General features: G+C 69.6%; 28 protein-coding genes. 18 read left to right on the forward strand and 10 right to left on the reverse strand.

Annotated elements, in window-relative coordinates; translation table 11 throughout:
* Positions 1-19 precede the first annotated feature (19 nt).
* The 5 genes from P7V53_RS14075 to P7V53_RS14095 all read left to right on the forward strand — a co-directional run bounded on the left by P7V53_RS14075 (position 20) and on the right by P7V53_RS14095 (position 2,873).
* Positions 20-676, forward strand: coding sequence for a hypothetical protein (locus P7V53_RS14075; RefSeq protein WP_280156098.1), 657 nt, complete (start codon positions 20-22; stop codon positions 674-676).
* A gap of 75 nt (positions 677-751) precedes the next feature.
* Positions 752-1,462 (forward strand): DUF6683 family protein, encoded by a 711-nt coding sequence (locus P7V53_RS14080; protein ID WP_280156099.1) that lies wholly within the window; start codon positions 752-754, stop codon positions 1,460-1,462.
* A gap of 16 nt (positions 1,463-1,478) precedes the next feature.
* Complete coding sequence (locus P7V53_RS14085) at positions 1,479-1,850, forward strand: hypothetical protein (RefSeq protein WP_280156100.1); 372 nt, start codon at positions 1,479-1,481, stop codon at positions 1,848-1,850.
* A 108-nt stretch (positions 1,851-1,958) separates the two neighbouring features.
* On the forward strand, positions 1,959-2,195 hold the full coding sequence (locus P7V53_RS14090; protein WP_280156101.1) for a hypothetical protein: 237 nt from the start codon (positions 1,959-1,961) through the stop codon (positions 2,193-2,195).
* A 12-nt stretch (positions 2,196-2,207) separates the two neighbouring features.
* On the forward strand, positions 2,208-2,873 hold the full coding sequence (locus P7V53_RS14095; protein WP_280156102.1) for a hypothetical protein: 666 nt from the start codon (positions 2,208-2,210) through the stop codon (positions 2,871-2,873).
* Between the two features lie 3 nt (positions 2,874-2,876).
* Here P7V53_RS14095 and P7V53_RS14100 read toward each other — a convergent pair whose 3' ends face one another.
* The 10 genes from P7V53_RS14100 to ccmA are packed head-to-tail and all read right to left on the reverse strand — an operon-like array spanning position 2,877 to position 10,572.
* On the reverse strand, positions 2,877-3,776 hold the full coding sequence (locus P7V53_RS14100; RefSeq protein ID WP_280156103.1) for a LysR family transcriptional regulator: 900 nt from the start codon (positions 3,774-3,776) through the stop codon (positions 2,877-2,879).
* A 52-nt stretch (positions 3,777-3,828) separates the two neighbouring features.
* On the reverse strand, positions 3,829-4,887 hold the full coding sequence (locus tag P7V53_RS14105; protein WP_280156104.1) for a hypothetical protein: 1,059 nt from the start codon (positions 4,885-4,887) through the stop codon (positions 3,829-3,831).
* Positions 4,884-5,336 (reverse strand): cytochrome c-type biogenesis protein CcmH, encoded by a 453-nt coding sequence (locus P7V53_RS14110; RefSeq protein WP_280156105.1) that lies wholly within the window; start codon positions 5,334-5,336, stop codon positions 4,884-4,886. Before P7V53_RS14110 ends, P7V53_RS14105 begins: the two co-directional genes overlap by 4 nt.
* Positions 5,329-5,859, reverse strand: a complete 531-nt coding sequence (locus tag P7V53_RS14115) for a DsbE family thiol:disulfide interchange protein (protein ID WP_280156106.1) — start codon at positions 5,857-5,859, stop codon at positions 5,329-5,331. The genes P7V53_RS14110 and P7V53_RS14115 overlap by 8 nt, the downstream gene beginning before the upstream one ends.
* On the reverse strand, positions 5,856-7,832 hold the full coding sequence (locus tag P7V53_RS14120; protein ID WP_280156107.1) for a heme lyase CcmF/NrfE family subunit: 1,977 nt from the start codon (positions 7,830-7,832) through the stop codon (positions 5,856-5,858). The genes P7V53_RS14115 and P7V53_RS14120 overlap by 4 nt, the downstream gene beginning before the upstream one ends.
* Positions 7,829-8,293: a cytochrome c maturation protein CcmE gene (gene ccmE, locus P7V53_RS14125; RefSeq protein ID WP_280156108.1), complete on the reverse strand. Its 465-nt coding sequence runs from the start codon at positions 8,291-8,293 to the stop codon at positions 7,829-7,831. Before ccmE ends, P7V53_RS14120 begins: the two co-directional genes overlap by 4 nt.
* The gene (ccmD, locus tag P7V53_RS14130) at positions 8,290-8,466 is read right to left on the reverse strand and encodes a heme exporter protein CcmD (RefSeq protein WP_280156109.1); all 177 of its coding nucleotides are present in this window, start codon (positions 8,464-8,466) and stop codon (positions 8,290-8,292) included. Before ccmD ends, ccmE begins: the two co-directional genes overlap by 4 nt.
* Entirely contained in the window at positions 8,463-9,215 is a 753-nt protein-coding gene (gene ccmC / locus P7V53_RS14135; protein ID WP_280156110.1) for a heme ABC transporter permease CcmC, read from the reverse strand. The genes ccmD and ccmC overlap by 4 nt, the downstream gene beginning before the upstream one ends.
* Before the next feature lie 10 nt (positions 9,216-9,225).
* Positions 9,226-9,894, reverse strand: a complete 669-nt coding sequence (gene ccmB / locus P7V53_RS14140; protein ID WP_280156111.1) for a heme exporter protein CcmB — start codon at positions 9,892-9,894, stop codon at positions 9,226-9,228.
* Positions 9,895-10,572, reverse strand: a complete 678-nt coding sequence (gene ccmA, locus P7V53_RS14145) for a cytochrome c biogenesis heme-transporting ATPase CcmA (protein WP_280156112.1) — start codon at positions 10,570-10,572, stop codon at positions 9,895-9,897. It abuts the gene before it with no gap.
* A 315-nt stretch (positions 10,573-10,887) separates the two neighbouring features.
* Here ccmA and P7V53_RS14150 point away from each other — a divergent pair, with 315 nt between their 5' ends.
* From P7V53_RS14150 to P7V53_RS14210, 13 genes are read left to right on the forward strand one after another with little or no spacing between them, the layout of a single operon-like run.
* On the forward strand, positions 10,888-11,874 hold the full coding sequence (locus P7V53_RS14150; protein WP_280156113.1) for an FAD:protein FMN transferase: 987 nt from the start codon (positions 10,888-10,890) through the stop codon (positions 11,872-11,874).
* A gap of 45 nt (positions 11,875-11,919) precedes the next feature.
* Positions 11,920-14,907: a hypothetical protein gene (locus P7V53_RS14155; RefSeq protein WP_280156114.1), complete on the forward strand. Its 2,988-nt coding sequence runs from the start codon at positions 11,920-11,922 to the stop codon at positions 14,905-14,907.
* A gap of 5 nt (positions 14,908-14,912) precedes the next feature.
* Positions 14,913-15,557: a hypothetical protein gene (locus P7V53_RS14160; RefSeq protein ID WP_280156115.1), complete on the forward strand. Its 645-nt coding sequence runs from the start codon at positions 14,913-14,915 to the stop codon at positions 15,555-15,557.
* The gene (locus P7V53_RS14165) at positions 15,554-16,357 is read left to right on the forward strand and encodes an SH3 domain-containing protein (RefSeq protein ID WP_280156116.1); all 804 of its coding nucleotides are present in this window, start codon (positions 15,554-15,556) and stop codon (positions 16,355-16,357) included. The genes P7V53_RS14160 and P7V53_RS14165 overlap by 4 nt, the downstream gene beginning before the upstream one ends.
* Positions 16,358-16,371: 14 nt before the next feature.
* Positions 16,372-17,022 carry an outer membrane beta-barrel domain-containing protein gene (locus tag P7V53_RS14170; protein ID WP_280156117.1) on the forward strand — a complete coding sequence of 217 codons (651 nt, stop codon included), beginning with the start codon at positions 16,372-16,374 and terminating at the stop codon, positions 17,020-17,022.
* Between the two features lie 14 nt (positions 17,023-17,036).
* Positions 17,037-17,549: a TlpA disulfide reductase family protein gene (locus tag P7V53_RS14175; protein ID WP_280156118.1), complete on the forward strand. Its 513-nt coding sequence runs from the start codon at positions 17,037-17,039 to the stop codon at positions 17,547-17,549.
* Positions 17,546-17,791, forward strand: a complete 246-nt coding sequence (locus P7V53_RS14180) for a DUF4266 domain-containing protein (protein ID WP_280156119.1) — start codon at positions 17,546-17,548, stop codon at positions 17,789-17,791. The genes P7V53_RS14175 and P7V53_RS14180 overlap by 4 nt, the downstream gene beginning before the upstream one ends.
* Positions 17,778-18,902, forward strand: coding sequence for a DUF3570 domain-containing protein (locus tag P7V53_RS14185; protein ID WP_280156120.1), 1,125 nt, complete (start codon positions 17,778-17,780; stop codon positions 18,900-18,902). The genes P7V53_RS14180 and P7V53_RS14185 overlap by 14 nt, the downstream gene beginning before the upstream one ends.
* Positions 18,903-18,913: 11 nt before the next feature.
* Positions 18,914-19,483: an AraC family transcriptional regulator gene (locus tag P7V53_RS14190; protein WP_280156121.1), complete on the forward strand. Its 570-nt coding sequence runs from the start codon at positions 18,914-18,916 to the stop codon at positions 19,481-19,483.
* A 6-nt stretch (positions 19,484-19,489) separates the two neighbouring features.
* Positions 19,490-21,397: a tetratricopeptide repeat protein gene (locus P7V53_RS14195; RefSeq protein WP_280156122.1), complete on the forward strand. Its 1,908-nt coding sequence runs from the start codon at positions 19,490-19,492 to the stop codon at positions 21,395-21,397.
* Positions 21,378-24,185, forward strand: coding sequence for a tetratricopeptide repeat protein (locus P7V53_RS14200; protein ID WP_280156123.1), 2,808 nt, complete (start codon positions 21,378-21,380; stop codon positions 24,183-24,185). The genes P7V53_RS14195 and P7V53_RS14200 overlap by 20 nt, the downstream gene beginning before the upstream one ends.
* A complete protein-coding gene (locus P7V53_RS14205) occupies positions 24,172-24,885 on the forward strand; it encodes a tetratricopeptide repeat protein (RefSeq protein WP_280156124.1) in 714 nt (237 codons plus the stop codon). Before P7V53_RS14200 ends, P7V53_RS14205 begins: the two co-directional genes overlap by 14 nt.
* On the forward strand, positions 24,882-25,187 hold the full coding sequence (locus tag P7V53_RS14210) for a hypothetical protein (protein ID WP_280156125.1): 306 nt from the start codon (positions 24,882-24,884) through the stop codon (positions 25,185-25,187). Before P7V53_RS14205 ends, P7V53_RS14210 begins: the two co-directional genes overlap by 4 nt.
* Positions 25,188-25,217 lie beyond the last annotated feature (30 nt).

Genomic DNA, 25,217 nt, shown 5'->3' on the forward strand with positions numbered 1-25,217 from the left:
AACGCAAAGGAGTGACATCATGTTTGGACCCCTGGGTCAAATCTTCGGAGGCGGCGGCATCCTCGGCGCCGCCATGAACATCGCGAGCATGTGCTTCCCGCAGCTCGCCATCGCCAATGCGCTGGGCAACATGCTCGGCAGCGCCATCGGCGGCGCCATCAACGGCGCGATCGACCAGCTCTGCAAGGACCTCGGCCTGCCGAAGTTCATCGCCAACATGGTGAAGGACGCCGTCTCGCAGGCCCTGCAGCAGAACCAGCAGCCCTGCGACAAGCAGTGCGGCGACGCCGTGAACGACAAGTGCGGCGGCGCCTTCGACAAGTTCGAGAAGGAGCTGTGCTCGGAGTTCCAGGACCTGTTCAAGAAGTACAAGGGCGAATGCGACAAGGCCAACGGCGGCAACGGCAAGGGCGGCGGCAAGAGCTGGTTCGTCGCGCTGATGCAGGCGCTGGGCGAGATCCAGAACCAGCAGGCCGCGAAGATCGAGAAGCTGTCGAAGGAAGTCTCCGACGTGCTGGGCGCCGGTGACGACTCGGCCGGCTCCAAGCAGGCCCAGTTCGACAAGATGGAGGAGTTCAAGGCCGAGGCGAAGCTGCAGGAAGTCTTCGCCAACGTGACCAAGTCCATCGGCGACGCGATCGGCAACGCCATTGCGACGGTGGCCCGCGCGCAGTAAGGTCGATCCACGGAGTTCGAGCCGACGGGGGACGCCGCAAGGCCTCCCCCGTTTTCACCACCGAAGGATCACCCGATGTCCGCCCGCAACCTGCTCATCGCGCTTGCTGCCTGCCTGGTCGCCGCACTGCCCGTGCGGGCGGACGAAGGCTGGGCGAGCCGCGACTACGACTTCGCGAAGAACCAGATGAACGACTTCGTGTCGCGCTTCCAGCGCGACCTGGTCGATCCGGTGTCGCGCGGCGTGCGCAACCAGCGGCCGGGCGCGCGTGCCGCGCGTGCAGGCGCGACCTCGACGACGGTTCCCGAGCGGGCGGCGCAGGTGCCGCGTGCGCTGGCGTCGGTGTACCCGCCAGCCGAGCGCGCGCGCATGGAGAAGATCTTCCGCGAGCTGCTCGTCGGCTACGGCAAGTTCGAGCAGCACTACCGCCTGCCGCGCCGCGACCTTGCCGGTGCCGTCGCCGCCTTCGTCGGCGGCGCCTACATGGGCTATCGCAACACGACCTTTCCCGACGAGTACTTCCCGCCGATGGTCGAGCAGTTCCGCAGCATCATCGCGTCGGACCCGGCCTTCGCGAAGGCGCCCACCGCCGCGCGCCAGGAGATGTACGAGCAGCTCGCCATCCTGGGCATGTTCATGGCCAATGCGCAGATGGCGCTGCGCCAGCGCCCCGATCCGCAGATCGAGGCGCGGGTGCGTGCGGCGGGCAAGGCCTATCTCGAGCAGTTCCTGAAGACCGATGCCGAGCGCGTGCAGATCACGGCGCAAGGTCTGGTGCTGCGCTGACACGAGGAGAGTGGAGATGATCCCGCCGCTGCCCGCCAACATCGGCTTCTCCTGGCTCGCCATGCCGTTCGGGCAGTGGGTGCCGGTCGCCCCGGATCCCGAGCCATGTCCGCCGGACCCGCAGGCCGCCGAGACGACACCCGAGCCGGTGGCCATGCGCTGGGAGTTCAAGGGCTACCAATGGCAGCCGCTCGCGCTCTGGGTGCCCTTCGTCAATCCGGGCTGGGACCACGTGGTCGACAACGATCCGGATGAGATCCGCGACCGGGCCGAGCGGCAGGAGCAGGAGCGCCGCTCGATGGAAGCGCATGCGGCGAAGCGCGCAGACGCTGCCATTTGCTCCCTCCCCCGCGGTGCGGGAGAGGGCTGGGGTGAGGGCGAGCGATAACCCTCACCGCGGTGTGCAGCCTCCCGCTAGGGATCCCCCTAGCTAGCAGCGATCGCAACTGGTCTCGCGCACGCCGACTGCCTAAGCTGGCGGCAAAGAGGACACGACATGAGCGACTTTTCGATCTGGGCCCGCAACGCGGTCTGGCCGGGCGCCACACGCACGCCGGCGGCCAGCGGCAGCGACGACAGGAGCGCCGGGCTCGGGTGGTCCGACGACCCCTCGCTGGGCGCCGGCTTCTCCATCGTCGGCGATCCCTCGCTGTCGGCGCGCGGCCTGTCGGTGGGGCAGCACGCCGAGCGCGTGCTGATGCACCTGCGTGGCGAGCGCGACGCCGGCGGGTGACGAGAGACGGCCATGGGCGCTGCGTTGCTGAGCGAACCGCGCTGGGGCGCCGCGGCGCAGGCGCTGGTCGACGGCTGTGTCGACCTGCCGGGCGACGAAGAGCGCATCGCCTTGATGACCGCGGTGTGCGAAGGACTGGGCGACGAGCTGTACCCCGCCTTCCTGCGCGTGCTGTGGACCATCGGACTGCATGGCGACCACGCGGCACGTTCGGCGGTGGCGCGCACGCTGGTGCATGCCCTTCGCACCGGACGCCTGCCCAGCGGCCGGCGCAGCGCCTGGGGGGCCAGCGCGCCTCTGCAGTCGCACGCCGCCTACGGTCGCACGCGCAGCCTGGGGCCGGTGGAGTACCTCTGCGCCTGGCATGCGCAGACCGAGCCGGCGCGGGCGCTGACGGCGGCGCAGTTCGACGTGGCTGCGCGCTCGCTGCTCGACCTGCTCTCGGCGAGCCGCGAAGCGCGTCTGCTGTACTGCGAGAAGCTGCTCGCCGACATCGACGACCCCATCGGCGGCGCGTTCGCGCGCCACACACGCGAGGCGGTGAGGGCGTTGGCCATCGCCTGGAGCGAAGGCGCCACGCCCTCGGAGGTCAGCGCGCGGTTTCTGTGTGCGCTTCGCGGCCCGCGCACCAGTTCGCTGGCGGCGCTGGCGGCGCAGCCGGCGCATGCCTTGCGATGAGCCTCAAGCCTCGCGGTACGCCACCGCCTGCTCTTCCAGCCACCCTCGCCATACCGCCAGTGCCGGGTTGTCCGACTTCGCCTGCGGATAGATGAGGTAGTAGGAGCGATCGCTGCGGTACGCATGCTCCAGCAGCGGCACCAGCCGCCCGCTGCGCAGCTCGTCCTCGATGAGAAACGGCGGGATCAGGGCCGCGCCCATTCCATGGACTGCCGCCTCGGTCAGCATGGAGAACAGCTCGAGCCGGGGCCCGGCCAGGTCGTTCTCCACCGCCAGCCCGAGCGAATCGAACCACTGCCGCCACACGTAGGGCCGCGTGCCCTGCTGCAGCAGGGGCAGCCGCGCGATCTCGGCGGGCTTGAGGCGGCGCCGCGATCCCAGCAGCACGGGGCTGCCGACGGCCACCAGGTTCTCGTGCATCAGGAAGGTGGCCGCGGTGCCGGGCCATCCCGCGTCGCCGGCGAACAGCGCGGCATCGAACACCGTCTCGTCGAACAGGAAGGGCCGCGTGCGCGGTGTCATGTGCACCGTGATGCCCGGGTGCGCCTGCACGAACGACGGCAGCCGCGGCAGCAGCCACTTGGTCGCGAACGTGGGCACGACGGCGATCTCGATGGAGCCGCCGATGCCGCCCTTGGCCATCAGCTCGAGCGTGTCGCGCTCGACCTCGTCGAGGCGCGCGCGCACGCTGCGGCTGTAGCTGGCGCCGGCCTCGGTCAGCAGCACGCCGCGCCTGGTGCGGCGAAAGAGCTTGACGCGCAGGAAGTCCTCGAGTCCGGCGATCTGCCGGCACACCGCGCTCTGCGTCACCGCGAGCTCCTCGGCGGCCTGCGTGAAGCTCTGGTGGCGTGCAGCCGACTCGAAGGCAGCGAGGGCGGCGGTGGAAGGAATCTTGCGGCGCATGGGCTCTCTCGGCGGATGCGGTCGGGTCGGGGTGATCACCCCGACCTGCAGGCTACTTGATCGTCTCGGCGATCTCGATCTGCAAGCCGCTCGTGCCGACGCCGACCGGCGACGACAGGCCCTGCAGGTCGCCCGGCTGGGGCATCGCGTTGCCGCTGCGGGACACCCGCGCGCCGACGACGACGCGCGATGCGCCCGACAGCCTGGCGGCAGGCGACATCGCGAGGCTGTCGTCCAGCGTGAACGCGAGCGGCAGGTCGGCGACGCGCTTGCGCAGGATGGCCAGCGGCACCCGCGGGCCGTCCGGTGCACGAGCGAAGACGAAGACGGTGTCCTGTGGCGACACGCGGCCCTTCAGCGAAGGCGCCAGGCTCACCGTGCCGCTGACCTGTGCGCCCGCGGCGGCCGGCGCCGCGCCGCTCGCCGCGGGCGCCATGCCGGCGAGCCGGCGCGCCTCGGCGATGCTGTTGCGCAGCGGCTGCGTGCCCGGCCCGCTGTCGTTGGCCAGCTGCTCGAGCTTCTCCCAGTGCCGCACCGCGAGCGGGTAGTCCTTGCGCTCGAAGGCGAGCATGCCGGCGAAGGCGAGCGCCTTGCGATTCTGCGGATCGGTCTTCAGCGCGCGCTCGATCAGCTGCGACGGCTCGCCTTCGAGCTGACGGTTGTTGGCCATCGCGACGGCCAGCGCCAGATCGGCGAGGACGCCGGCGTCGTCGGGCCGCAGCATGACGGCCTTGCGCCACGCCTCCACCGACTCCGCGTGGCGGCCCAGCACGCCGTACGAGCGGGCCAGCATCATCCAGCCGTTGGCATCGTCGGGACGTGCCTTCAGGCGCTGCGCCAGCTGATCGATCATGGCCAGCACCTGCGCCTCGGCCTCGGCGCGCGACGCGGTGTTCGCCTCGTCGCCGCTGTTGCCCGGACCGATCTGCAGCTGCGCCGGCGCGCCGAGCCACGCATACCCGCCGCCGGCGATGCCGATGACGAAGACGGCGAGCGCGGCGGCGAGCAGGGCGGAGCGCTGCTGCTGCGCAGAAGGCCACCACAGCGGCCGCGTGAGCCAGGCGACGGCGAGCAGCGCCAGTGCGGCGGCGGCGAGCACGAACGGGGTCATCGGGTCGTTCCCTCGTCGGCGGTGTCGGGCTCGTCGGGCTCGAAGCGATCGTCGGCGAGCCGGTTGCGCCGGCGCAGCACCACGACCAGCACCACGAGCCCGCCGACCAGCAGCACCGCCGGGCCGAACCACAGCAGCAAGGTGCTGCCCTTCACCGGCGGCCGGTAGAGGACGAAGTCGCCGTAGCGGTCGGTCATGTAGCGGACGATCTGCTCTTCGCTCTGGCCCTGCTTGAGCATGCGGCGCACCTGCTCGCGCAGATCGACCGCGAGGTCGGCGTTCGAATCGGCGATGGTCTGGTTCTGGCACACCAGGCAGCGCAGCTCGGAAGCGATGCGCAGCATCTTCGCCTCGAGGATGGGGTCGGCGGCGGCGGGAGGCGCTTCCTTGGCGAACGCGGCCAGCGACAACGCCACCAGCGCCAGCCAGGACGCGATCGGCTTAACCATTGAGCTGCCTCAGCAGGGGATGGATCCTGTTCTGCAGGACTTCCGGCGTGAGCGGGCCGATGTGCTTGAAGCGCACCATCCCCTGCTTGTCGATGACGAAGGTCTCCGGCACGCCATACACGCCGAAGTCGATGCCGACGCGGCCGTCCTGGTCGAAGGCCGACACGTCGTACGGATTGCCGAACTGGCCCAGCCAGGCCAGGCCTTCGGGACGCGTGTCCTTGTAGTTCAGCCCGACGATGGGCGCCGCCTTGGTCTGCGACAGCGCGACCAGCGTGGCGTGCTCCTGGCGGCACGCGACGCACCACGACGCCCACACGTTGAGCAGCCATACCTTGCCGAGCATGTCGTCGCGACGGATGGTGCGGCCCGCATCGTCCAGGCGCGTCAGCGTGAAGCCCGGGGCGGGCTTGTCGATCAGCGGCGAGGGCACCTCGCGCGGATCGAGCTTCAGGCCGCGGAAAAGGAAGAACAGCAGCGCCGCGAAGACGAGCAGGGGGACGACGAAGCGAAGGCTTCTCATGCAGTGGCTCCGGCGGTGGTCGTGGCGTCCTGCTCCTTCTTCGCGCGGTAGCGGCGGTCGCTCAGCGCCAGCGCGCCGCCCAGCGCCATCAGCGCGCAGCCGCCCCAGATCCAGTTGACGAAGGGCTTGACGTACACGCGCACGATCCAGGCGCCGCCTTCGACCGGCTCGCCGAGCGACACGTAGAGGTCGCGGGCCACCGTCCGGTGGATGGATGCCTCGGTCATCGGATTGCGCTGCACGCGGTAGATGCGCTTCTCGGGCCGCATGGTGACCACCGGCCGGCCGTCGCGCCTGACCTCGATGATGCCCTGCACCGCTTCGTAGTTCGGCCCTTGCAGGTTGCGCCAGCCGAGCATCGTGAACACGAAGCCGGCCACCTCGGTGGTGTCGCCCGCGGCCATCTTCACGTCGCGTTCGACCTCGTAGGTGCGGACCATGCTGACGCCGAAGGCGAACACCGCGACACCGAGGTGTGCGGCCATCATGCCCACCATCGAGCGCGGCAGCAGGCGCAGGCGCTCGCGCACGCTGGCCTGCACGCCGCCGGCCGGACGCACGCGCTCCCACAGGTCGGTGGCGATGGAGGCGACGATCCAGAAGCTCATCACGAAGCCCAGCGTCGCGCCCAGGGTGATGCGGCCGGCCAGCCATCCGGCAACCGGCGCCGCGACGACCGCCGCGATCGCCGCCCAGCGCAGGCGGCGGGCGAGATCGGGCACCTCGGCGCGCTTCCAGCGGGCGAGCGGACCGATTCCCACCAGGAACACCACCGGCACCATGAGCGGCAGGAACACGGTGTCGAAGTAGGGCGGACCGACCGAGATCTTGCCCATGCCGAGTGCATCGAGCGCCAGCGGGTACAGCGTGCCCAGCAGCACCGACAGCATGGCCACGACGAAGAGCACGTTGTTGGCGAGCAGCATCGATTCGCGCGAGACCAGCTCGAAGCGCGCCCCAAGACCAACCTTGGGCGCACGCCATGCATACAGCGTGAGCGAGCCGCCGACGACGACGCCCAGGAATGCGAGGATGAACAGGCCGCGGCGCGGATCAGTGGCGAAGGCGTGCACCGACGACAGCACGCCGGAGCGCACGAGGAAGGTGCCGAGCAGCGACAGCGAGAAGGCGACGATGGCCAGCAGCACCGTCCACGACTTGAAAGCCCCCCGCTTCTCGGTGACGGCGAGCGAATGGATGAGTGCCGTGCCGGCCAGCCACGGCATGAACGAGGCGTTCTCCACCGGATCCCAGAACCACCAGCCGCCCCAGCCGAGCACGTAATAGGCCCACAGGCTGCCGAGCATGATGCCCACGGTCAGGAAGGCCCAGGCGGCGGTCGTCCACGGGCGCGTCCAGCGTGCCCACGTGGCGTCGAGCGTGCCGCTGATGAGCGCCGCCACGGCGAATGCGAAGGCCACCGAGAAGCCGACGTAGCCCATGTACAGCATGGGTGGGTGCACCACCATGCCCGGGTCCTGCAGCAGCGGGTTGAGGTCATTGCCGTCCGGGGGGACCGGCGACAGCCGCTCGAAAGGGTTGGAAGTGGTCAGCATGAACAGCAGGAAGCCGACGCTGATGAGCCCCATCACCGCGAGGATCCGCGACACCACCGCCTGCGGCAGATGGCGGCTGAAGTGCGCCACGGCGAGCATCCACACCGAGAGCATCAGCAGCCACAGCAGCAGCGAGCCTTCATGCCCGCCCCAGGCGCCGGCGACGCGGTAGTGCAGGGGCAGCGCGCTGTTGGAATGGCTGGCGACGTAGAGCACCGAGAAGTCGTTGCGCACGAACGCGCTCACGAGGCAGCCGAAGGCGAAGGCCACCAGCAGGAAGTGCGTCTGCGCGGCGGGGCGGGCGAGCGACATCCAGTCCACGCGACCGCGCGCGGCGCCGGCCAGCGGCAGCGTGCCCTGGATGACGGCCACTGCCAGCGCGAGCAGCAGGGCGACCTGACCGAGTTCGGGGATCACTTGGTGCTCTCCTTGACGAGCGTGCCGCTCAGCTTCTGGTTGACGGCGCCGGCGCGCTTGAGCGCATCGGCGGCTTCCGGCGGCATGTAGTTCTCGTCGTGCTTGGCGAGCACTTCGCGCGCCACGAACACGCCGTCGGTGCCGACCTGACCCTGCGCGACCACGCCTTTGCCCTCCTTGAACAGGTCGGGAAGAATGCCCTGGAAGCGCACCGGGATGGTCTTGACGGTGTCGGTGACCGCGAAGCGCACCGTCACGCCGTCGCGCTGCACGCTGCCGGCCTCCACCAGGCCACCGAGGCGGAAGGTGCGGCCCACCGGCGCCTCCTGCGCCGCGACCTGCGAAGGCGAATAGAAGAACACGAGGTTGCTCTGGAAGGCGTTGAGCACCAGCGCCGCCGCGATGCCGACGGCAGCCACGATGCCGACGATGACGGCGAGGCGCTTCTGGCGAGGTTTCATGAAGAGGACTCCGATTCGGCGGCGTGCATCGCCTCGATCAGCGCGCGCCTGCGCCGGCGCGCGGCGAGCCAGGGCTCGGCCGCCATGATGAGCGCGGTGACGGCGTACGAGCCCCAGACGTAGAGCCCGTAGCCGCCCATCGCGAGGAATTCGGATGCGCTGTTCCAGTTCATGCGCGCAGCTCCCGTGCCGTCAGCTCGTGCACCCACTCGGCGTGCGATTCGCGCTCGAGCACGATGGCGCGAACGCGCATGAACACCACCGCGAACGCATAGGCCCAGAACGCGAAGGTCATGAGCAGCATCGCCGTCAGCATGGTGCTCGCCATCTTGGGTGCGGCCGTCATGCTGATGGTCGCACCCTGGTGCAGCGTGTTCCACCAGCGCACCGAGAAATAGATGATCGGGATGTTGACCGCGCCGACGATGGCCAGCAGCGCGCCCGCCTTGTCGGCGCGCCGCACGTCGTCGATCGCCTCGACCAGCGCGATGTAGCCGAGGTAGAGGAACAGCAGGATCAGCTCCGACGTGAGGCGGGCATCCCACACCCACCAGGTGCCCCAGGTGGGCTTGCCCCAGAACGCGCCGGTCCACAGCGCGATGAAGGTGAAGAGGGCGCCCGTGGGAGCCAGTGCACGCGCCAGCATGGACGCCATGCGGGCATTGAACATCCAGCCGGCCGCGGCCCAGCCGGCCATCGCGAGGTAGACGACCATCGACATCCACGCCGCGGGCACGTGGATGAAGATGATGCGGTAGGCCTCGCCCTGCGTGGCGTCGGTCGGCGCGACGAAGAAGCCGATGTACAGGCCGGCGGCGGCGAGCAGGAGGGTCACGACCCACAGCCACGGCACGAACGCGCCGGCGAGCCCGTAGAAGCGCGAGGGGGCTGCGTAGGTGAACCATCGAATGCGGCCTGTCATGCTTTCGTCTCTACTCCACTGAGATGCGCAGCGCCGCGGCGGCGGCCGGCGGCGCGGTCAGCGCGGTGAAGATCAGCAGCGCGCCGAGGATCGAATAGTGTGCCTCGGGCGACTGGCCCGCTTCCACTGCGGCGACCGCTCCCGTGCCGAAGATCAGCGCCGGAATGGACAGCGGCAGCACCAGCAGGATGATCAGCACGCCGGCGCTGCGCAGGCCCAGCGTCAGCGCGGCCCCCACCGAGCCGAGCAGGCTCAGCATCGGCGTGCCGAGCAGCAGCGAGAGCGCCAGCGTCGCCAGCGAGCGGCCGTCGGCGTCGAACAGCAGGCCGAACAGCGGCGCCGCGACGACCAGCGGCAGGCCGGTGAGCGTCCAGTGCGCGGCGGCCTTGGCGGCAGCGACCACGACGGCGCTGTGCCCGGTCAGCAGCAGTTGCTCCAGCGAGCCGTCGGCGAAGTCGCCGGCGAACAGATTCGTCACCGACAGCATCGCCGCCAGCAGCGCGCAGACCCACACGATGCCCGGACCCATCTGGCGCAGCGTCTGCGGCTCGGGACCGACCCCCAGCGGAAACAGGCTGATCGCGACGACGAAGAAGGCGATGGGCAGCAGCGCCTCGATGCGCCGGCGCATGGCCAGCCGCAGGTCGCGCAAGTAGAGGGCGAGGAAGAGGGCGCGCATTCAGGCGGTGGCGGCGTAGCGGTCGAGATCGATCTCGATCGGGCGCAGCCGCGCCGTGTCGAGGCTGAGGTGGCTGGTGAGCATGACGCTGCCGCCGCGCTCGGCGTTCCCGGCCAGCAGCGCATCCACGCGGGCCACGCCGTCCGCATCGAGCGCGTCGTAGGGCTCGTCCAGCAGCCACAGCGACGGACTGTCCTCCACCGCGAGGCGAGCCAGCGCGATGCGCCGGCGCTGGCCCTGCGACAGCGTGCGCACCATCGCGTGCCGCCGGCTGTGCATGCCCAGACGCTCGAGGGCAGCGCACGCGACGTCGGGGCCGTGAGGCCGGCCGTGGATGCGCAGCAGGAAATCGAGCGCTTCGCAGGCGGTGAGGTCTTCCTTCAGCGCATTGGCGTGACCGATGTAGAGCAGCCGCTGCTGCGCGGCGAGCGAGCGCCGCACCGGCCTGCCCTCGCACAGCACCTGGCCGTGCTCGGGCGCGGACAGCCCCGCCGCCAGCTTGAGCAGGCTGGTCTTGCCGCGGCCGTTCTGGCCGCGCAGCCAGACGATCTGTCCGGGTGCGACGACGAGATCGAGGTTCTGGAACAGCACGCGGTGGCCGCGCCGGCAGGCGAGGGAGGCCGCGCTCAGGCGCGGCTCGATGGCAGGTGGTGGGTTGTCGGACACGGCGGAGATCACGTCAGCGATTCGGTTGCCAATTCACACATTTGATTCATCTCGCCTAGAACAAGCACAAAAAGCGTCATGTTTCTTTGGAGACATCGTGTAAGACCTTCAGCGTTTGCCAACTTTTGACGATTTTGCAAGGGATGGGCCTATCAAGATGCGTCCGCATTCCGGGCACGTGATCTGCGTTCAAGCCGGGTCATCGGAAAGTTTTGCAAATCGAATCAAGAATCGGGGGACCGAGTGGAGTTTCAGGAGGGCCTGATCGCAGGCGTCGTTGCCGTTCGCGCCGCGCCTGCCGCGTTGCGCCGGCACGGAGCCTAGGGCATGTGGTTCGCCAGCGCGAGCGCAGCGCGCCGCAGTGCGGCCGCGGCCATGGCCGTCGGCGACTGGTTCAGCCGCGAGGAAGCCATCATGGGCACGGCCATCCGGGTCGAGCTCTGGGGCGAGGACCGCGCGGCAGCCGAGGACGCCATGTCGGCCGTGATGGCCGAGATGCACCGCATCGACCGCGCGATGAGCCCGCACAAGCCCGATTCCGAGCTGTCGCGCATCAACCGCGAAGCCGCCACGTGCCCGGTCGCGCTCAGCGAGGAGATGGCCGGCCTGGTCGACCGGGCGCTTCGGTTCTCCGCGCTCTCCGACGGCGCGTTCGACATCACCTACGCCGCAGTCGGCCATCTCTATGACTACCGCGAGGGCCTCAGGCCCTCCGAGGAAGCGCTGCGGCGCGCACGTGCCGCTGTCGGCTGGCGCCATCTGATCCTCGACCGCCAAGCGCGCACGCTGCGCTTCGCCCGCGAGGGGGTGCGCATCGATCTCGGCGGCTTCGCCAAGGGCCATGCGGTCGACAACGCCGCCGCCTTGCTGCGTGCCCGAGGCATCCGCCACGCCATCGTCAGCGCCGGCGGCGACAGCCGCGTCGTCGGCGATCGCCGCGGCCGCCCGTGGACGATCGGTGTGCGCGATCCGCGACGCCCCGGCGAGGTGGTGGCCGTGCTGCCGCTGGAAGACACCGCCATCTCCACCTCGGGCGACTACGAGCGCTACTTCGTCGCCGACGGCGTGCGCTTCCATCACCTCATCGATCCGGCGACCGGTCGCTCGCCCACGAGCGTGCGCAGCGTGACCATCCTCGCCGCGGACGGCCTCACCACCGAGGCGCTGTCGAAGACCGTCTTCGTGAAAGGCGCAGAACAAGGCCTGCGGCTCATCGAGTCGCTGGAGGGAGTCGACGCAGTCGTGGTCGACGCTGAAGGTGTATTGCATTACTCGTCCGGGCTGCTGGCCGCCGCGCCGCAAGCCCGGCAATGACGTGCATCTCGCTCGTTGATTGAACGAATTCGTCAGGAGGCGAACATGACCATGAAGCACATAGGAGGAGTGGGCGCACTCTCGGTGGCCGCGGTTGTCGCGGTCATCGCCGGTTGCGGCAGCGGCGGCAGCAGCAGCGATGCGGACACCGTGACCGTCAACGGCGATGTGCCGCTGGCGTACGTGATGCGCGCCAACACGATCAGCGCCAATCCCACCAACGGCGCGCCCACCGCGCCGGGCGGCAATCTGATCATCCGCGAGAAGTCCTCGCCCAGCGCGCCGGAGCACAACGTCACCGACCGCTTCACCCTCGGGCAAGGCGACGTCTCCGACCCCGAGGTCTCCTACGACGGCAAGAAGATCGTCTTCGCGATGCGCTGCCCGACGTCGAACGCGGCGACCATCGAAGGCCAGCCGGCGTGCACCGGACGCTTCAACATCTGGGAATACGACATGACCGAAGGCGGCTTCGCCAACGGCAAGTTCAAGCGTCTGACCAGCTCCACGACCGATGACGACGTCGACCCGGCGTACCTGCCGGCCGGCCGCGGCTTCGTGTTCTCGTCGAACCGCCAGACCAAGTCGAAGGTTCAGGCGCTCGGCCAGACCTACTACGCGCTCGACGAGTACGAGCGCGAGCGGGTCTTCAATCTGCACACGATGGACGCGAAGGGCGAAGCCATCACCCAGATCTCGTTCAACCAGAGCCACGACCGCAACCCGGTGGTGCGTCCCAACGGCGACATCATGTTCTCGCGCTGGGACCACGTGGCCGGACGCAATCACTTCAAGATCTTCCGCGCCAAGCCGGACGGCACCGACATGTTCGTGCTGTACGGCGCGCACAGCGAGGGCAACAGCTTCCTACACCCCCGAGACATGGATCCGGCGGGCAAGTACAAGGGCTTCGTGTCGTCCGACCTGATGCCGCTGTCGGGCACCGACGAAGGCGGCGGCCTCGTGTTCGTCGACGTGGCCAACTATTCGGAGAACAACACCCCGGCCAACTCCACCGTGCCGGCGCAGGGCGGCCAGACCTACGTCACCGCGCAGGCGCTCAACATCGGCCGCGGCCTGTCCGAGTTCGGGCGCGTCACCACGCCGTTCCCGCTGTGGGACGGCACCAACCGCGTGCTGGCCGCGTACAGGCCGTGTGAGGTCACGCGCAACGGCGACATCGTGCCCTGCGCCACGCTGACCGATGCCGAGAAGGCCCGCCTGAGCGACGAGAACCGCTCGGTCGCGGAAGCGGCCGCCGATTCGGTGCAGGACAACGCGCCGCCGTCATACGGCATCTACATGTTCGATCCCGACAAGCAGACCTGGCTCATCGTGGCCGCGCCGCCCAAGGGCTTCATGTACACCGACCCGATCGCGCTGCAGGCACGCGCCGAGCCCAACGCCACCGACCCCACCGCACTCGACACCGGTTTGGCGTCGCAGAACCTCGGTCTGCTGGAGGTTCGCAGCGTCTACGACACCGACGGCCTCGGCCGCATGGGCGCCGGCATGCTGGCCGCTGCCGACATGCCTGCCGGCTGCACCAGCGCGCTGGCGATCCCGCTGACCGCGCCCGGCGACAGCATGGACACCCGGGCCCAGGTGGCCGACATCAAGCGCATGAAGGACCCGGCCGATCCGAGCTATGCGTGCACGCCGGCTCGCTTCGTGCGCGCCACGCGAGCGGTGGCGCCGCCGTCGGCCATGATGGGCCTGCGCAGCGCGATCGGCGAGACCGAGTTCGAGATGCAGCAGATCCTCGGCTACGCCGCGGTCGAGCCCGACGGCTCGTTCAAGCTGACGGTGCCGGCCGACACGCCGATCGCGCTGTCGATCATCGATGCCAAGGGCCGCGCCTTCCAGACCCACACCAACTGGATCCAGGTGCGGCCCGGCGAGCGTCGAACCTGCGACGGCTGCCACAGCCCGCGCCGCGGCGCCGCGCTGAACTCCGGCAACATCGTCAACAGCGTTCCCGCGGCGCTGCGCACGGCGATGGCCCAGGCGCACCAGTCCGGCGAGACGATGGCCGCGACCCGCACGCGGCTCGACCCCAGCCTGCTGGCCCTTCTGCCCGACATGGTCACCACCGACGTGTGGGCCGACACGACGCGCAGCGACGTCAAGGCGCGTCCCACCATCGCGCTGCGCTACACCGGCAACGCGAATCCGGCCGACGACCTGGCGACCGCCGCACCGGTCAACGGCGTCATCAACTACGCCGAGCACATCCAGCCCCTGTGGACCCGTGACCGCGGCGCCAACACCTGCACGGCCTGCCACAGCGACCCGGCCAAGCTGGACCTGCGGGGCAACACCGCGGGCACCGGCCGCCTGGTGTCGTATGAGGAGCTGCTGGTCGGCGATCCGGTCATCGACCCCGCCACCGGGCTGCCGCAGACGCGGATCGAGGAGGGCGTGCCGGTCATCGTGCGCGGACCGGCGCTGGTCGACACCTCGGCCAGCGAAGGCGAAGTGACCGGCCTGGCGCGCAAGAGCCGGCTCGGCGAGATCCTGTTCGGCGAGCAACTGATGGCCGCGCAGGCCACGCGCGATGCGCATCCCGCGCCGCCGGCAGGCGCGCCCAACCACGGCGCGCTGCTCAACACGGCCGAGAAGCGCCTGGTCGCCGAATGGATGGACCTGGGCGGGCAGTACTACAACGACCCGTTCAACGGCTCGGCCGGCGTGCGCACGCTCAAGGGACTCAGCCAGCAGGTGTTCGAGGCGCAGGTGTTGCCGATCCTGCGCAACACCTGCGCCGCCGGCTGCCACCAGGCCGTGGGCAGCACCGGCGGCCCGGCGGTGGGCACCTCGTTCCGCAACAACCGCTTCGTGCTCACCGGCGATGCGGAAGGCGACTTCGGCGTCACGCTGTCGATGATCTCCAACGCGTGCAACCCAGGCTCGAACTACCTGCTGAGCCGGCCGTCGACCGTCCCGCATCCCTCGGGCGGCACCTCGGCTGTGCTGCCGGCCGGCAGCGCCAACTACAACACCATCGCGGCCTGGATTGCCGCAGGCTGCTAGAGCGAATGACCTTGTCGACACGATTTCTTCGGCGACGCGCACGCTCGCTGGCCGGCCTCCTGGCCGGCGGCTGCATCGCGCTGGGGCTCACCGGCTGCGGAGGGTCGGGCGGATCGAATCCGCTCGACAACCCGCCGGTGGTGCAGAACCCCGGCAGCGTCGGAGGGCAGAAGCTCTCCTTCGCCTATTTCCAGCGCTGCATCAACCCGATCTTCCTGGCGCAGCTGCAGATCAATGTCGGCGGCGCCGTGTCCACCAACACCTGCGCGGGCTCGGGCTGCCACGACGACCGCACCGGCACGGGCGGCGCTTTCCGCGTCGTCGCCTCGGCGACCGCGCTGGACGTGACCGACGCGGCCAACACGCCCGACGTCATCCGCGCCAGCGAGATGTACAAGAACTTCTACTCGGCCCAGGGCATGGTGCTCATCGGCACGCCGGCGCAGAGCCGGCTGCTCACCAAGCCGCAGGTGCAAGGCGTGCTGCACGGCGGCGGCCTCATCTTCGACGATCCCAACGACCCAAACCTCAAGCTGATCGAGTACTGGATCAGCCACCCGGCCCCTGCGGGCCAGGACGAGTTCGCGGCCGCCAGCTACAACATGTTCACGCCGGCCGATCCCAACACCGGCACCTGCAACACCCCATGAAGCACCTCGTCGCGGGACCTTTCGGCCGCATCGGCGGCGTCTTCGGGCAGGTGGTGCGGCTGCTGGCGCTGGCGTGCGCGCTGGTGCTGGCGGGCAGCATCACACCGGCCCGTGCGGCCGACGATGCGGTGACCGAGCGGCTGCATGTCGCCGATCCCTACCTCGAGATGCGCACCGGCCCCGGGCGCGGCTACCCGGTGTTCTTCGTCGTCGCGCGCCACGAGTGGATCGAGATCGAGCTGCGCTTCACCGACTGGTTCAAGGTACGCACCGAGGGCGGCAAGCAGGGCTGGGTGCACCGCCGCCAGCTCGAGACCACGCTCACCGAGGCGGGTGGCCAGAAGACCTTCCGCGACATCCTGCTCGACGACTACCTCACGCGCCGCGTGCAGCTCGGCGCCGCCTGGGGGCGCTTCAAGTCGGAGCCGATGCTCAAGCTCTACACCAGCTACAGGTTCTCCGACACGCTGTCGGCGGAGGCCACGCTGGGACAGGTGCAGGGCGTGTTCTCGGGCACCGACTTCTGGCACGTCGATGTGATGGCCGAGCCCTGGTCCGACCGGCGCCTGTCGCCCTTCTTCGGCATCGGCGTGGGCCGCTTCAAGAACTTCCCGAACCTGAGCCTGGTCGGCGCCACCGTCACCGACGCAAAGCTCGCCAACGCCACCCTCGGCGCGCGCTACTACCTCACCGACCGCTTCGTGCTGCGCGTGGACTACACGCTCTACACGGCCTTCCTCTCCGACTCCCGCAGCGCCGAATACAAGGCGTTCACCGCGGGGCTCTCGTTCTTCTTCTGAAAAAAGACTGCTCCATGCGCCTCACCCCGCTCGCTCCTGTGTTGATCGCCTGCTCTCTCGCCGCCCCGCTCGCGATGGCGCAGGGCACACCCGCGCCGCAGCGGCCGGCGAACGAGCAGGTCGTCGTGCCCGAAGTGGACCGGCGCGACGTGAAGCTGCCGAAGTTCCCGTCCAAGGACATCGAGGTCGGCGTCTTCCTCGGCACCTACGCCACCGAGAACTTCGGCGCAAGCCTGGTCAAGGGCGTGCGGCTGGGTTACCACCTCAGCGAGGACATCTTCGTCGAGGGCACGCTGGCATCGACCACCGTCACCGACGAGACCTTCCGGCAGATCCTGCCCGGCGGTGTGTTCACCGACGACAAGGAAAAGCTGACCTACTACAACCTGTCGGCCGGCTACAACCTGCTGCCCGGCGAGGTGTTCATCGGCAGCAAGCGCGCCAAGGCCACGCAGGTCTACCTGATCGGCGGCGTCGGCAGCACCAAGTTCAACGAGCAGCGCCGACAGACCCTCAACTTCGGCCTGGGCCTGCGGCTGATGCTGGCCGACCGCTGGGCGCTGCAGGTCGACATGCGCGACCACATCTTCTCGATCGACCTGCTCGGCAAGCGGCAGAGCACGCAGAACCTCGAGCTGACCGGCGGTCTGGCCTTCTTCTTCTGACGGTACTGGTTGCCATGACGATTCCCTCGCCTTTCCACCTGCTGCGCGCCGCGCTGGCGGCGGGCCTCGCGCTCGCCGCGGGCGCGGCCGTGCCGGCGCCGGCGCCGTCGGCGATGGCGCCCGACTTCACGCTGCGCTCGATGAGCGGGCCCAACCTGCGGCTGCTGGAGCAGCGCGGCCAGGTCGTGCTGGTCAACTTCTGGGCCACCTGGTGCGGCCCGTGCCGGCAGGAGATGCCGCACCTGAACCGCCTGTACGACAAGTACAAGTCGTCCGGTTTCGTGCTGCTCGGCATCAACGTCGACGACGACGCGCGCAAGGCGGCCGACGTCGCGTCCAAGCTGGGCGTGCGCTTTCCGGTGCTGCTCGATACCGACAAGAAGGTCAGCCGCGTCTACGACATGAGCGCGATGCCGGCCACCGTGCTGATCGACCGCGACGGCAAGGTGCGCCACATCCACCGCGGCTACCGCGACGGCTACGAGAACACCTACGACATGCAGATCCGGGACCTCCTCAAGGAATGAACACGCACCCTGTCCGTTCGGCCGCGATGACGGCCGCCGTGCTGATCGGCTGCATGCTGCTCGGCGGCTGCGCGCGGCTTCAGCCGTGGGTCAAGCCGTACGAGCGGGAGAAGCTCGCCGATCCGATCATGCAGTTCTCGCGCGACTCGCTGGTCGAGAAGCATCGCGAGCACGTGCGCGTCGTGCGTGAAGGCGCGCGCGGCGCCACCGGCGTGCAAGGGGGCGGCTGTGGCTGCAACTAGCCCGATCGAGCTGTGGCGGCACAGCCGCCGCGCGCTCGGCGCGCTGCTGGCGCCCCTCGCCGGCCTGCTCGCCGGACATTCCGCGCGCGCCGTCGATCTTCCCGAAGACCGCGCCGAGGCGCTGGTCCACGTGTACCAGGGCGGCGGCGTCACCGCCTCGGGCCCGGCGCTGCTGGTGCGCAAGAACATCGCCGACCGCGTGTCGCTGACCGGCTCGTACTACCTCGATGCGGTGAGCAACGCGTCGATCGACGTGGTGACCACCGCCAGCCCGTTCCGTGAACGGCGGCACGAGTTCGGCGCCGGCCTCGACTACGCCGTGCGCGACTCGCTGATCACGCTGGGCGTGAGCAAGAGCGACGAGCCCGACTACAAGTCCGATACGGCCAGCATCGACGTCTCGCAGGAGACCTTCGGCGGCATGACGACGGTTGCGCTGGGCTTCTCGCGCGGCGCGGACAAGGTGCTCAAGCACGGTGATCCGAGCTTCAACGACACCGTCAAGCGCTGGCAGTACCGGCTCGGCGTCACGCAGATCCTCACGCCGAGCTGGCTCGCCAGCGCGAACTTCGAGGCCATCTCGGAAGACGGCTTCCTCGGCAGTCCCTACCGCGCGGCGCGGGTGTTCGGGGCGGCGGTGCCCGAGCGCAACCCGCGCACGCGCTCGTCGCGCGCCCTCAAGCTGCGCGTGAAGGGCGACCTCGGCGCGCGCAACGCGATGCACGCCGAGTACCGCTACTTCTGGGACACCTGGGCCGTCAAGGCGCACACCGCCGAAGCCGGCTACAGCCGCTACTTCGGCGACCTGTGGCTGGCCGATGCCTTCGTGCGCTACTACTCGCAGAAGCACGCGCTGTTCTACAGCGACAACGCGCCGGCCGAGACGCTGTACGTCTCGCGCAACCGCCAGCTCAGCACCTTCGACAGCCTGGGCCTGGGCGCCAAGCTGTCGTACACGTGGAAGCGCGTCCCCGGCCAGTACGAGCTCAAGGCCAACGGCGCGTACGAGCTGGTGCGCTTCAACTTCAAGGACTTCACCGACATCCGCACGGGCAGCCCGTACAGCTTCCAGGCCAACGTGCTGCAGCTGTACGTGTCGGCCACTTTCTAGAAAGACGAAGCATGTTCAAACGTTGCTGCCGCCTGCTGGCGGCCTGGCTCCTGATCGGCATGGCCGCCGTGTCCGCTGCGCGTGCGGCCGATGCCCCCGCGGCCGCTGCGCCTTCGGCTTCCGCCAGCGCGCCGGCCACCGGCCTGGACAGCCGCATCCAGGACGTCAAGGGCGACGTCATCCGGCTCAATCGCGACCTGCTGGTGCTGGAGGAGGAGCTGCTCTTCCCGGCGAACACGCAGGTGGCGCTGTTCGTCTCGATGGACGTGGGCAAGCTGTTCGAGCTCGACTCGGTGCAGGTCAAGCTCGACGACAAGCTGGTGAGCAACTACCTGTACACGCCGCTGGAGGTCCAGGCGCTGCACCGCGGCGGCGTGCAGCGCGTGTACCTGGGCAACCTGAAGGCGGGACAGCACGAGATCGTCGCCTTCTTCACCGGCAAGGGCCCGCACGATCGCGACTACAAGCGAGGAACGACGATCAGGTTCGACAAGGGCACCGACCCCAAGTACATCGAGCTGCGCATCAAGGACTCCACCGGCAAGCTGCAGCCCGAGTTCGACGTCAAGGTCTGGCAGTGAGCATCCATGCGTTCCTGCAGTCCATCTCGCCGAACCGCTAGCCGCTGGCGCAGCCTTGCGGCGGCCGCCGCCATCGCGGTCGCCGGCTCGGGCGCGTCGGTCGCCGCGGACAAGGCCGCGCATCCGATCAAGGATCCGCACTACGGCGACACGCTGTTCCACTTCTTCCAGGATCACTACTTCACCTCGATCACCACGCTGATGGTGTCGCAGCACTTCGACCGCGTGGCGCAGCACGCCGACGAAGCCGAGATCCTGCGCGGCGGCATGCTGCTGTCGTACGGGCTGCACCGCGAGGCGGGCCAGATCTTCGCGCAGCTCATCGAGAAGGGCGCGTCGCCCTCGGTGCGCGACCGCGCCTGGTTCTACCTCGCGAAGATCCGCTACCAGCGCGGCTATCTGGCCGAAGCCGACGATGCGATCGCGCGGGTCGAGAACCACCTGCCGCCGGCACTGGAGGAAGAGCGCGGCCTGCTGAAGGCGCAGCTGCTGATGGCGCGCCAGGATTACGCCGGCGCCGCTGCGCTCCTGCAGAGCATGACCCGCAGCCCGGGTGCCGGCCGCTACGCGCGCTACAACCTGGGCGTCGCGCTGATCCGCAGTGGCGACACGGCCGGCGGCACCGCGCTGCTCGACGAGCTGGGCCGCACGCCGGCCGAGAACGAAGAGCAGCGCAGCCTGCGCGACAAGGCGAATGTCGCGATCGGCTTCGCCGCGCTGCAGGAGGAGCGCGCCGACGATGCGCGCAAATACCTGGAGCGGGTGCGCCTGACGAGCATGCAGTCGAACAAGGCCCTGCTCGGCTTCGGCTGGGCCGCGGCGGCGCTCAAGCGCCCGAGGGACGCGCTCGTGCCGTGGACCGAGCTGGCCACCCGCGATGCCAGCGATGCCGCGGTGCTCGAAGCGCGCATCGCGGTGCCGTATGCCTACGCCGAGCTCGGCGCCGTGGGTCAGGCGCTCACGCGCTACACCGAGGCCATCACCGCCTTCGAGCGCGAGAGCACCAGTCTCGACGAATCCATCGCCGCCATTCGCGCCGGCAAGCTGGTCGATGGCCTGATCGAGCGCAATCCGGGCGACGAGATGGGCTGGTTCTGGAACATCCGCGAGCTGCCCGAGATGCCGCATGCGGGCCATCTGGCGCAGGTGCTCGCGCAGCACGAGTTCCAGGAGGCGTTCAAGAACTTCCGCGACCTGCGCTTCCTGTCCAGGAATCTGCAAGGTTGGGCCGAGAACCTGGTGGTCTTCGACGACATGCTGGCCAACCGGCGGCAGGCGTATGCCGAGCGTTTGCCGAAGATCCTGGCCGCGCAGAAGGAAAGCCGCAGCGGCCTGGCCAGCCTCCAGCAGCGCCGCGACGCGCTGGCCAGGGAGCTGGCCGGCGCGCAGGCACAGAACGATGCGGCCGCCTTCGCCGATGCGAAGCAGCACGACCTGCTGCGGCGCCTGGACGCCGTCGAGGCCGCGCTGAAGGGAGCCGGCGACGGTCCGGAGCTTGCCGCTGCACGCGAGCGCGCACGCCTTGCCGCGGGCGCGTTGACCTGGCAGCTCGCGCAGGACTACCCCGCGCGCCTCTGGGAAGCGCAGAAGGGGCTGGCCCACACCGACGCGCAGCTGGAGCAGGCGCGCCGGCATGAGGCCGCACTGGCCCAGGCGCAGCGCGACGAGCCGGCGCGCTTCGAAGCCTTCGCGCAGCGCATCGCCGCGCTGCATCCACGCATCCAGGCGCTCATCCCGCGCGTCGCCGCGCTGAGCCGCGAACAGCAGGGGCAGGTGCAGGACCTGGCGGTCGCCGAGCTCACGCGGCAGAAGGAGCGCCTGGCGGTCTACGCCACGCAGGCGCGCTTCGCCGTCGCACAACTGGTCGACCGCGCCACCTTGTCGAGGAAAGCAGATGACTCGCCGCCGCAATAGCCTGGCGCTGCTCCTGGCCTGCGGCCTGGCCGCCTGCGCCGGCAAGCGCACCGCCGGCACGCCCGACGACGAGCCCACGCTCGCCGTGCTGGCCAAGCGCGAGGTGGCGATCGAGAAGGACCGCGGCATCACCGCGACCGAGGAGCAGGCCATCGCCGCCTACCGCAAGTTCCTCGAGGTGGCGCCGCGTGCGCCGCAGCGCTCGGAGGCGATGCGCCGCCTCGGCGACCTGGAGATGGACAGCGCCGACAACAAGAGCGCCACCGGCCAGGGCACGAGCGGTCCGGACTACCGCGCGGCGGTGGCCCGCTACGAGGATTACCTGAAGACCTATCCCAAGGACCCGGGCAACGACCGCGTGCTGTACCAGCTTGCGCGGGCGCACGAGCAGGGCGGTGACCTCGAGACCGCGCTCAGGACGCTCGACCGGCTGGTGCGCGACTATCCGAACACCGCCCACCTCGACGAGGCGCACTTCCGCCGCGGCGAGCTGCTGTTCACCGCGCGCGAGTACGTCAAGGCCGAGCAGGCCTACGCCACGGTGCTGAAGGTCGACGAGGGCAGCCCCTACAAGGAGCGCTCGCTGTACATGCACGGCTGGTCCCTCTTCAAGCAAGGCCGGCTGGAGGATGCGCTGCACTCGTTCTTCGGGGTGCTCGACCTCAAGGTCGCGGGGCGCGAAGGCGATGCCGACCTGGACAGCGTGGCCGGCCTGAGCCGCGCCGACCGGGAGCTGGTGGAAGACACGTTCCGCGTCACGAGCCTGTCCATTGCCAATCTGCAGGGGGCCGAGACCATCCCTGCGTACATCGACTCCGACGCGCGGCGCTCCTACGAATTCCGCGTCTACCAGCAGCTCGGCGAGCTCTACATCAAGCAGGAGCGCGTCAAGGACGCCGCCGACACCTTCGGCGCCTTCGCCCGCCGCAATCCGCTGCACGAGCAGGCGCCGCAGCTGCAGGCGCGCGTCATCGAGATCTACCAGCAGACCGGCTTCGGCACGCTGGCGCTTGAAGCCAAGAAGGAATACGTCGTCCGCTACGGCATGGAGAGCGAGTTCCGCCGCGCCAATCCGCCCGGCTGGGAGAAGGCACAGCCGCTGGTGAAGACCCATCTGGCCGAGCTGGCGCGCCACCATCACGCCGCTGCGCAGAAGAGCAGGAGCAGCGCCGACTACCAGGAGGCGGTGCGCTGGTACCGCGCCTACCTCACGTCGTTCCCGACCGATCCCGAGGCAGCGCAGAACAACTTCCTGCTGGCCGAGCTGCTGTACGAGGACTCGCGCTTCGCGCAGGCGGCAGTCGAGTACGAGAAGACGGCCTACCAGTATCCCGGCCACGCGAAGAGCGCCGACGCGGGCTATGCAGCCCTGCTGAGCTATGCGGGCCAGGAGAAGCGCGCGCCCGCGGCCGAGGTGCCTGCCTTGCAGCGTGCCAGCGTCGAGAGCGCGCTGCGCTTCGCGCAGGCCTTTGCGAACGACAGCCGCGCGGGTCCGGTGCTGACCAACTCGGCGGAGAAGCTGTACACGCTGCGCGACAGCGAACGGGCGGCGGCCGTCGCGCAGCAGGTGCTCGACCTGAATCCGCCGGCCGCGGCGGCGCAGCGCCGCGTTGCGTGGACCGTCGTCGCGCACACCGCCTTCGAGGGCAACGCCTTCGCCCGCGCCGAGCGCGCCTACGCCGAGGTGCTGGCGCTGACGCCCGAGAAGGAAGCCGGCCGCAACGAGCTGGTGGAGCGGCTCGCCGCCTCGGTCTACAAGCAGGGCGAGCAGGCTCGCGAAGCCGGCAACGCGCGCGACGCCGTGGCGCACTTCAACCGCGTCGCTGCCGTCGCGCCGCAGTCCGCCGTGCGTGCGACGGCGCAGTACGACGCCGCGGCGGCGTTGATCGGCCTGAAGGACTGGGACGGCGCGGCGCGCACGCTGGAAGACTTCCGCCAGCGTTATCCCCAGCACCCGCTGCAGGGCGAAGTGGGCGGCAAGCTGGCCGCGGCCTACCTGGAGAAGGGCCAGTGGGCGCAGGCGGCGGGGGAGTTCGAGCGCCTGTCGGCCGCCAGCAATGATCCGAAGGTCGCGCGCTCCGCGCTGTGGCAGGCCGCCGAGCTGTACGACAAGGGCGGCTCGCGCGCCCTTGCGGGCAAGGCCTATGAACGCTACCTGAGGCAGTACCCCGATCCGCTGGAGCCGGCGCTCGAAGCGCGCATGCGCCTCGCCGGCATCGCCAGGGCCGACGGCAATGCGACGCGCGAACTGGCGCTGATGAAGGAGATCGTGCAGGTCGAGCAGCGCGGCGGCGCGGCGCGCACGCCGCGCACCCGCTACCTCGGCGGCACCGCGTCGCTGGCGCTGGCCCAGCCCGTGTTCCAGGACTACCGCAAGATCGCGCTGGTCGAGCCGCTGGCCAGGAACCTCAAGTTGAAGAAGACGAAGATGGAAGAGGTGCTGAAGGCCTATGCCGTCGCGGCCGACTACGGCGTGGCCGACGTGACGACCGCCGCCACCTACCAAACCGCCGCGCTGTACCAGGATTTCGGCAAGGCGATGCTCGGGTCGCAGCGGCCGAAGAAGCTGTCGAAGGCCGAGCTGGAGCAGTACAACGTGATGCTCGAGGAGCAGGCCTTCCCGTTCGAGGAAAAGGCGACCGAGCTCCATGAGGTCAACGCGCGCCGGGCGGCTGAAGGCGTCTATGACCAGTGGGTCAAGCAGAGCTTCACGGCGCTGCGCGAGCTGCGGCCGGTGCGCTACGGCAAGAACGAGCGCAGCGAGGGAGTGATCGATGAGATCCGTTGACATCGCGTCTCGCGTGGGTCTCGCACTGCTCGCCGCGGGCCTCGCGGGCTGCGCCACGGTCAGCGAGCCGCTGAAGTCGTTGCAGCAGGCCGTGGTCGCGCCGCTCGCCAGCGCCATCGCACCCGCAACGGCGGCTTCGACGGCGGCGTCCGTCGCATCGCCGCCACCCATGAAGGCGGAGCCCTCGACGCCCGTCTCGCCCGCCGTGCAACGCGCCTACGACGAAGCCCGTCGCAGCTTGCGCGCCGGCCGCGTGGACGAGGCCGAGAAGGCCTTCCGCGCACTTGCTCAAGCGAATCCCGAGCTCGGCGGCCCGCACGCCAACCTCGGCATCATCTATCGCCAGTCCGGCAAGCTGCCGGAGGCAGTGGCCGAACTCGAGCGCGCGGTGCAGGCCAACCCGCGCGAGCCGGCGTACTTCAACCAGCTCGGCGTGACCCACCGCCAGAACGGCCAGTTCACGAAGGCGCGCGAGGCATACGAGCAAGCCATCGCGCTCGACGCCAACCACGCCGCCGCGCACCTCAACCTCGGCATCCTGCACGACCTGTACCTCGGCGATGCGCGGCGCGCGCTGGAGCTGTACGACCGCTACCTCGCGCTGTCGCCCGGCGGCGATGCGGTGGTCACCAAGTGGGTCGCCGAGATCAAGAACCGCAAGCCGCAGCAGGCCATGCTGGTGCGCAAGGAGAAGGAATGAACAAGCCCGTCCTCGTGCTCGTGGCGGCAGTGGCGGCGCTGGCGGCGGCAGCGTCGTTCGCGCAGGACCGCGCGGACATCGACCGCACGCAGATCATCGGCAACCGCGAGTTGCCCAAGGTGCTCTACATCGTGCCGTGGAAGAAGCCGCAGCCGGGCGATCTGTCCGGACGGCCCATGGTCAGCGTGCTCGACGAGGCGCTGGCGCCCGTCGATCGCGATGTGTTTCGCCGGCAGGTGCAGTACGACGGGCTGATCCAGCCGCGCACGTCTGCGCCGGCCTCCCCACCGGCCGCCAAGTGAGCCGGAACCCTTTTTCGTGTCGAGTCGGAG

Origin of the sequence: Piscinibacter sp. XHJ-5, from assembly GCF_029855045.1 — a bacterium.
Classification (GTDB): domain Bacteria; phylum Pseudomonadota; class Gammaproteobacteria; order Burkholderiales; family Burkholderiaceae_C; genus Albitalea.